At 65.4% G+C, this 8,050-nt stretch carries 9 protein-coding genes; 5 read left to right on the forward strand and 4 right to left on the reverse strand.

Going from position 1 to position 8,050, the window contains the following annotated elements; translation table 11 throughout:
* The 3 genes from ACSSVZ_RS27470 to ACSSVZ_RS27480 all read right to left on the reverse strand — a co-directional run.
* Positions 1-712: tyrosine-type recombinase/integrase (locus ACSSVZ_RS27470; protein WP_453974058.1), on the reverse strand; the 712-nt coding region annotated here is incomplete at its 3' end.
* On the reverse strand, positions 709-1,947 hold the full coding sequence (locus ACSSVZ_RS27475) for a tyrosine-type recombinase/integrase (RefSeq protein WP_453974050.1): 1,239 nt from the start codon (positions 1,945-1,947) through the stop codon (positions 709-711). The genes ACSSVZ_RS27470 and ACSSVZ_RS27475, both read right to left, overlap by 4 nt.
* Positions 1,948-2,242: 295 nt before the next feature.
* Positions 2,243-2,965: a putative quinol monooxygenase gene (locus ACSSVZ_RS27480; protein ID WP_453974051.1), complete on the reverse strand. Its 723-nt coding sequence runs from the start codon at positions 2,963-2,965 to the stop codon at positions 2,243-2,245.
* 213 nt (positions 2,966-3,178) lie between these two features.
* On the opposite strand from ACSSVZ_RS27480, the gene ACSSVZ_RS27485 reads away from it, so the two are divergent.
* The gene (locus ACSSVZ_RS27485; RefSeq protein ID WP_453974052.1) at positions 3,179-4,051 is read left to right on the forward strand and encodes a LysR family transcriptional regulator; all 873 of its coding nucleotides are present in this window, start codon (positions 3,179-3,181) and stop codon (positions 4,049-4,051) included.
* 311 nt (positions 4,052-4,362) lie between these two features.
* Here the strand turns inward: ACSSVZ_RS27485 and ACSSVZ_RS27490 are convergent, their stop codons facing one another.
* Entirely contained in the window at positions 4,363-5,073 is a 711-nt protein-coding gene (locus tag ACSSVZ_RS27490; RefSeq protein ID WP_453974053.1) for an ArdC family protein, read from the reverse strand.
* Between the two features lie 485 nt (positions 5,074-5,558).
* Between ACSSVZ_RS27490 and ACSSVZ_RS27495 the strand changes: the two genes are divergently transcribed.
* From ACSSVZ_RS27495 to ACSSVZ_RS27510, 4 genes are read left to right on the forward strand one after another with little or no spacing between them, the layout of a single operon-like run.
* Complete coding sequence (locus ACSSVZ_RS27495; RefSeq protein ID WP_453974054.1) at positions 5,559-6,674, forward strand: hypothetical protein; 1,116 nt, start codon at positions 5,559-5,561, stop codon at positions 6,672-6,674.
* A gap of 32 nt (positions 6,675-6,706) precedes the next feature.
* Positions 6,707-7,450 (forward strand): signal peptidase I, encoded by a 744-nt coding sequence (lepB, locus tag ACSSVZ_RS27500; RefSeq protein ID WP_453974057.1) that lies wholly within the window; start codon positions 6,707-6,709, stop codon positions 7,448-7,450.
* Positions 7,399-7,671, forward strand: a complete 273-nt coding sequence (locus tag ACSSVZ_RS27505) for a hypothetical protein (protein ID WP_453974055.1) — start codon at positions 7,399-7,401, stop codon at positions 7,669-7,671. The genes lepB and ACSSVZ_RS27505 overlap by 52 nt, the downstream gene beginning before the upstream one ends.
* Positions 7,659-7,961, forward strand: coding sequence for a hypothetical protein (locus ACSSVZ_RS27510; protein ID WP_453974056.1), 303 nt, complete (start codon positions 7,659-7,661; stop codon positions 7,959-7,961). The genes ACSSVZ_RS27505 and ACSSVZ_RS27510 overlap by 13 nt, the downstream gene beginning before the upstream one ends.
* Positions 7,962-8,050 lie beyond the last annotated feature (89 nt).

The raw sequence follows: 8,050 nt of genomic DNA on the forward strand, positions 1-8,050 counted from the left end.
TGCTGGATCGCCAGCTTGGTGGACCGCTTCGCTCTCGGCGAGGGGTGCCACCTGCGATTACGCTAAGTGGTCCTCCCTGAAGTAGGCTTTCGAGCTGTTTGGAGGACGATGGAATGCCCCAGAAGAGACATAAGCCCGAAGAGATCGTCGCGAAGCTTCGGCAGGTCGACGTCCTGGCTTCGCAGGGCCGGCCGGTTCCGTTCTTGCTCTTTTCGATCTGGAGGAAGCCGTGATCGAGATCCACGTGCTTCCGGTCGAGGCTCAAGGCTTCGTTGATACGTAGCCCGGTGACGGCGACCAGGCCGAACACGGTTTGCCACACCGCCGAGCGGAGGCCATAGACCGACGGCAATGTCGCCGCCACCGCGACCAGTGATGTGATCTCTTCCCTGGTGTAGATATAGGGGGCCGGTCGGGCGTACCTTCCGGCTGGGATCAGACCGACGGGAGGGACGTGCGTGACCTCGTCGCGCTCCGCAAGCCACCGGGCGAAGCCGCGAACCATGCCGAGCCGGGCGGCCCATGTGCGGTTGTCGGCGGAGCCGTAAGAATCCTTCCACGCCAGGAAGAGCTCCGTGGTGATGTGGCCGTCGCCGCGGGCATCGGCAAAGATCGTAAACTTACGCAACACGCGCTCCGCGAACGCCAGGTCGAACCCGAAGCTCCGGCGTAGGGCGAGGTACTGGTCGAGCCGCTGGGACAAGGAGATCATCGCACGTCCCCCTCGATCAGCCATGGTTGGGCAAGCCCACGAAGCGCCTCGACATCGTGCTGGGCGTAAATCGTGGTGGTCATCTGCGATCTGTGGCGGAGGACATCCCCGATCTCTTCCAGAGATGCCCCCTTGCGAAGCAGGTCCGTCGCCAGGCTGTGCCGAAGGATGTGAGAGCCGATATAGGATTGCGGGGGAGTGATGCCGGTGGCGTCGTAGGCATCCTTGAGGATCCATCTTACGATCTGCCCGTTCTTGAAGCGGCTGTACGGGGCCCGGGACAGAACGAACAGAGCTCGATCGGACCCGCGGCGCTCGTTCTGGATGTAGTCGACGATTGCTCTGCCCACCTCGTCGGGGAGGGGCACGCGATCATGAAGTTGACGCTTTCCCCGGATCAGGATTTCACCGCGCCGCCAGTCGACATCATTGAGCTGGATCGCGACCACTTCCGGGGCCCGCAGGCCAAGACGAGAGAGTAGGAGCAGCATCGCATAGTTCCTCCGCCCGGTGTTCGGCGTGCCCCTTGCGGCCTCGATGAGGCGCTGAATATCCTCCGGCGGCAGATACCTCGGAATTGCGGTCGGCTTGGGTTGCCGGCTGGGCGGTATGCTTCGCCCCAAGTTACGTTTCGTTCGCCCGCTCCAGAACAGAAACACGAACAGGTTGCGCAGGTGCGCCGGGATCGTCTTGTCCCGCGGTGCCGCTCCGGCCTTCCGGCGCTCGAGGATGAAGGACACGACGTCGTCGGGGGTGATCTCATCCAGATCCCCGAGGGCCGACCCGAACATGTAGGTCAGGAACATGTCGTAGTACCGCATGCAGTGGTAGATCGTGCTGTCAGCGAGACCGCGCTCCTCATGAAGATAGGCCTCATATTCTCTCCTAAGACGAGCTCGGCGGGATGTGTCGAGAGAAGCGGGATGCTGTCCGGGTGCGCCGGCATTCTCGATCAAGTAATCGCGGAATCGTTCGAGTCTGTATTTGGCGTGCGTGCGGTCACCGGATCGGACCTTGGCGACGCATCCTGATATGATCTGCGTGGCCGTAGGATCGTCCAGATCACATACCCCTAGACGTTCTCGTTCGAGGCGCTGCCAGAAGGCGTGGGCGCTATCGCCATATTTACGAACGAATTCAGCGCTGTAGCCCTGCCCAGCGATGAAGTCGGCAAACGTGGATGCGATAGTTGGTAGTGGTTCGGGCGTGTTCTTTTGTTTCGATGAGGTTTTCACGGGTGGTCCTCCAGTTTGATGGAGGGGCCATCCTAGGCCGGATTTCGCGGAACCGAGGTGGCCTACCGCCAGAACCTCTTCGGCGGCAGCTTCGTTGCCGTCATGGGCGATAAGCTCGTTTTCGTGACGGCTTGGAGAACCGATTCAGACGTTCGCCGCGCCTTGCTCGAGCGGCGACACCGCGGACGGAGCGGGCGTTCGCTGCGCTATACACGAACGTCCGCTTGCACCGCTAGGCTATCACGTGCGACGCCCGCCGCTGGACGCCGGGCAACGCTTCGATGCGGGGTTGGCCCTATTTGATAGCGACGACGTCGAAGTTGCGGACGTTGGCGACGACGCCGTCCTCCCAGCCGCCTTCGACCAGCGTACCGGCCTGCTCGTTGAGCAGTGCGGCGACCTGTCCGGCAAAGTGGGCGGCGCGCCCGTCCTCGTCTGCGAAGGCGTCGAAAATGCCGAACGTGTTCGCGTCATACTGGACCGCGACCCAGAATAGCGTGCCCGGCTCCGTCTCTTCGACGATGGCGCCGCCCGACGTCAGCAAATCAGCCAACGCATCCGCCTGCCCCTCCGCCGCGCGCAGGGCGATGTGGGTCGCCATCGTGACGTCCTCGAGATCGACCGGATGGCGGGCCGACAGGATCGTGCCGTTGTTGACGTTGGGCACCACGCCGCCGTCCCAGCCGTCGACGACCCAGTCGGCAGCGTTCGCGTTGATCTCGGCCGCGACCTGCCCCTCGAAATGCGCTTGCTGGGCCGCGGCGTTCACGAAGACGTCGAAGATGCCGACGGTGTCGTTGTCGCGCAGGCCGAACCAATAGGTCGTTCCGGGCTCGCCGTCGCGCACGATCCCCGCCGCCTCGGGGAGGTAGGCCGTGAAGGCGTCGGCCTGCGCCGTCACGGCGGGCATGGGGATGTAGCTGACGGGCTGGCCGGGGGCGATTTCCTGGGCGTGGGCCGATATGGCAGCGGCGGAGACGGCGAGGGCGCCGAGCAGCGGCGTGATGCGGGTGGTCATGGGATCTCCTCTCGGATGGCGGACGCGGACACCTTTATGGCCTCAGTCGTCCTTGGCCCGAAGATGAGGCGCAGGCCCGCTCGGCGCCAATCCCGATGCCCTATCGTTCGATAATCATAATGTATGGATGAAGTCGTCTTTTGCTTGCTATGTCACCTTGTAGCGCACCACACGACCGGCATTCCATAACGAGGAACAAGACCGCAGATGGAGATGAACCAAGTCCGCTACTTCCTCGCCGTCTGCCGCCACCGCAACTTCACCCATGCCGCGCAGGCGTCGAACGTGTCTCAGCCGGCGCTGACGACGGCGATCAAGAAGTTGGAGGACGAACTCGGCGGGGTGCTCTTCCTGCGCGACCGGTCCGGGTGCCGCCTAACGTCCCTCGGCGATCTCGTCCGACCGCGTCTGGAGCGACTGGCGGCCGAGGCCGCCGAAGCGAAGGCCCAGGCCGCGCGCCACCTGCATCTCGACCGGGTACCGATCGTCATCGGCTTGGGCGAGACGATCGGGCAGTCACGCGTCGTCGACGCGGTCGGCCGCTTCCGCCGACAGGTGCAGAAAGCGGATGTGGAGCTGATCGTAGACCGAGCGGACGCGCTTGTGTCGGGGCTGCAAGACGGCCGGATCGACGTCGCGATCACCTCCGGCGGCGAGGTGCCCGATCTCTACCGCGCCGACGACCTCTACGACGAGGGCTACCGCGTGGTGATGGCGGGAGACCATTCCCTCGCCGCCGACGCTTCGATCACCCTCGCGCAGCTAGCAGACGCCGATCTCCTTGACCGGCCTAACTGCGAGATGCGCAACGCGCTCCACGCGGCCGTGGCCGAGCGGGACCAAGACCTCTACGCCGCCTATCGGTCCAACCGGGTCGACTGGCTGCTGAGCTTGGCGCGGAAGGGCGCGGGCGTCGTCGTGCTGCCGGAGACGGCCATTCCCGACGAGCCGGGCCTTATCAGCCGCCCGATCGTTGACGCGCCGCTCACGCGCACGGTGCGCGCGTTGCGCTACCGCCATCAGCCGTCCCGCCCGGAGGTCGAAGGCCTCGTGCGGGATATGCGCGCGTCCCGCAAGGCTCGATAAGGATCAGCGGCTCGCGAAAATCTAGGCGCACCCGTGCTGTCCCATTCAGGTGCGCCCGTGTGCGACGACCGAGTCAAACGGTTCGTGCTTTGCAATAGCTTCCTTGCTGGTTTCCTGTGCGCTTCGGCGTGCGGGTCCAAAGCCATATGAAACTTCATGCTGCATCGGCGGCATGATCCGCCGAAGGCGCCCCTCATGCTCAGCGCAGCATCAAAGAAAGTGGGCTCTCCGCGAACCTTCGCCGCGCGGTCCACGAATGGCGGCTCCGGCATCTGACTATGCCGCCTTGTCGCGCGGCCAACCCTGACGGATCAATGCGTTACGCTGTTCGCGCGGCATAATCCAAAACGCGGCATTATGGACGTTATGCCGATATCGGCATAACGTCCAAGTTCGTGACAGAGGGTGGAGTAGTAGGCCTCGGCGGGCGTGCTGGTCGGGCTCCCGCGGAAGGCCTCCTTCGGCGGCATCTGGATATGGTCAGTTGCCGGCCGGTAGAAGGCCGCGTCGCCCCCGTGACGGATGTCAGCGGCCGTGGCAGCCACGAAGGCCTCCGCGTTGGCCACAGGCGCAAACTCTTCGATGGATGAGGGCGCTTCGGTCGGTGCCGGCTCCCAGCCGTCCACCTGGTCGGCATTGAAGACGATGTTGGCGCGGGCCACACAGCGACGCTCGGTAGAGGCGGTGTCGCCGTCGTCAGCGGTCGCATCAGCCTCGACGGCAAGCTCCCTGTAGAACACGGTCGTGGTGCCCTTCTCGCCCTTGCGCACCTGGGCGCCCTTGGCGGCCCACTGGCGGTAGGTGCCCCACTCCGGGCGGGTAAACTCCCGGGTCTGGGCTGCAACCCAGAGCGCCAGGATGTTGATGCCCCGATAGGGGTTCCCGGTGGCGATGTTCACCGGGCGGGAGAGCGCGCCGCCTGCGCGGTGCCAGGGCATCTGCCAGGCGTCGGTTCCGGCTTCGATCGCGGCCACGATCGCGTCGGTGATGGTGGCGTGCACGTCGGTACGGGTCTTTGTCATCGGTCTGTCCTCCTTTGGTCTCTTGGGCCGCTCGCCTTTCGAACGGCCTTGCGATGGCCTCGGAACACCGGGGCCCAAGAGCCGGTCGGCGCATCCGAAGGACCGCAACGGGAGAGGAGGACGGCGAAGCCGTTGCGCAGGCCGGCGGCCCCGGTCAGAGCCGCCATCTCGGGGCAAGGACGGAAGAGGAGCGGGCGCATTCGCCCCAGAGACGGAGGACGGGCCGCAGGCGACAAAGACCGCTGCCGCCGGAAGGCCTGACATGCCACCCCGACCGTTCGGCTGCACCCGCAAGCCGGACCCCTGTCAGGAGACTGTCAGGACCCGCGAACCCACGTTTGTGAGCCCGCTCATAAGCAAGAGCGGGTCACCGGCGTGGCAGACTCATCTGCTCGACCCGAACAGCGAGACCGTGGGCAATTCGCCCGGACGGGCTTCGCACGACGCCGGAGGACAACCGGATCATCGTGCGGAGGAGAGACAATATGCGGTTTGCGTTCAAAGGAGTTTGTCTGGCGCTGATGCTGCTGCCGACGGCAGCGTTCGCCCAGGGCGTCGTGTACGGCACCAGCGGCATGGCCCGAGGCCAGGCCGGCATCGCCCGGCTTCAGGCATTGACGACAAAAATGAAAGCGGACCTCGTCGCCAAGGACGCCGCGCTGGAGACCCGCATCGACGGCCATGAGGGCCGGCTGGACGGGATCGACACGACCCTGACCGACCATGGCGATCGCATCGACGCGGCCGAGGGCGAGCTCGCCGACATCGACCCCCACGCCAAGGCGCCCATCGTGCTGTGCGACGGCGACGGCCGGATGCTGCAGTGGACGGGATCCGCGTGGGCCTGCGTCGACGAGGTCGATCCGACCGTTGGCCCGCATGCGACCAATGGGGCCGTCCCGCCCTACTGCCACCTGATCAACGCCAAGCTCGCCTGGACGGACACCGCCGGAGGAAGCTGGCAATGCGTGCCCGACCAGACCGAAGGCGTCGCGGGCGGGGCCATCACCACGGAGGACGATCCGGAAGTGGGAACGCTCATCAGCAATCGGCTCTGTCGCAGCGACGGCAGTCAGATCCAGTGCGACAACGCCGCCCCGACCATCACCGGCGGCGATGTCACGGTGAACGGCCGGCTGATGGCCGAGGCCATTGTCTCCAACGGAACGATCACGTCCGATGGGACGATGACGGCTGCTCCCCCGGTGGCCGACAACAATGTCGCCACCAAGGCCTATGTCGACAGTGCCATCTCTGTGGTTGGGGCCAGTGGCGGTGCCGGTACCACGCCGATCTGCAAGCGCACCTGGCTGACCTACACTGGCGATCTGGGTGGGTTGAGCGGGGCGCACGCCAAGTGCGCCGCCGAGTTCGGCGCCGGCTGGCGCTTCGGAGAACTGTCACAGCTCGGGTCGCTCAGCACACTTGTGGAAGTACAAGGCCGGATCCATGAGCCATCGTACGCCTCATGTGGTGGTGGCGGCGACCCGTATACAGAAACTGCTGGTCAAGGCGCCGTGCCAATGGCCGCGGCGGCTGCTTGGAAATACAGTCTTCTATCCTGCACCACCAAGTACCCGCTCTGGTGCTGCAACTTTTGACCGACTTGCTGCCGTTGCCCGGCCGTTGGTCCATGGCCGTTCGGGGATCGCCGGACTGGGAGTCTGCTGATGACAGGCCTAACGGTTCCAGTCGTGGCACTACCCTGGGATCGCGAGCTCTCTGTCACGGCTGCACCGCCATTGGCCTGGCCCTCCTGGTGGGCCTGACGGCGGCCCCATCGCCAGTCTCCGCTTCGACCTGCCGACCCGGCTATGTCCGGGTCGAGGGACACTCTCTTGAACCGCGGATCGCCGATGGCGCGACGCTGCTTGCAGCGCTGGGTCCGGGTTGTGGGCCGATGCTCGATCGAGGCGCGATCGTGCTGGTGCGGGTCGGCGCCAGCCGCAAGCCACTGGCCAAGGCCGTCGTTGGCAAGGCCGGCGACCGGTTGCGGATCGCTCGGCATGGCGCGGTCGTTGTCAACGGCAGCCCCGCACGCAACGCGGCCGGGGTGCCCTATCGTCTGCCAGGGGAGCGCGCAGCCATGCTCTCCCTCTATGCCAAGGCCTATGACAATCGCATTCCGGACGGCGCCCTCCTGGTCATGGGAGAGGTGCCCTCCGGCTCGCGGGACAGCTCGTGGTTTGGATTGATCTCGGTCGATGCCGTCGTGGGTGTCGTCCTCGACGAAGCCGACCGCTCAGGCCGTCTGCCGACCCGTCAGCCGTCGATTCCTGACATCCCCCATAAGAGAGAGATAGCAACCACGAAAGAGGGAACCGCATGCCAATCCAGACCCCCCGATGGGCCCGCGTCCTTGCCGTCGCACTGCTGATGGCAGCGTCGGCAAGCCCGCTCGCCCAGGCGCAGAACGCCGCCTCGCGCGGCACCACCCAGACCCCACAGCTGGCCCGTCTTGAGGCCCGCATCGCGCAGATGGAGCGGCTCGCCGCCATCTACGAGCCGCTTCTGGCCGCGCTCGGCAAGGCCGAGTGCAAGGACGGACAATTCATCATCGGCTTCGACGAAGAGGGGGGCGCGATATGCAGATACTGAGACCTTTGTCTTGCCCGAGGATCGTCCTGAGCGCTGTTGCCGCGTGCGCGGTAACGCTGTCGATCGCGGCCTCTGACCCTGCCCAAGCTCAAGCGCTCAGCGGCGAGGGCAGCCGGTCAGCCTCGGACGTCAGCCGCTTGATCGCCCGCCTGGAGAGGCTGGAAGCCTTCACCAAGGAAACGGCCCCCACCGTCGAGCGTCTCAGACGGGCGACCTGCTCGGGCAAGAACAATTTTCTGGCCGCGGTCGGCGATGGCGAAGCCGTCGTGTGCCGCAAAAAGCGTCCCTAGAACGAACAAATCCGGATCACTGCCATGCGCCTGTCTCTTCTCATCATCTCCGCCTGCACCGTCTTCAGTCCCGGCGTGGCGCTCGCCCA

The organism is Amorphus sp. MBR-141, assembly GCF_053628695.1.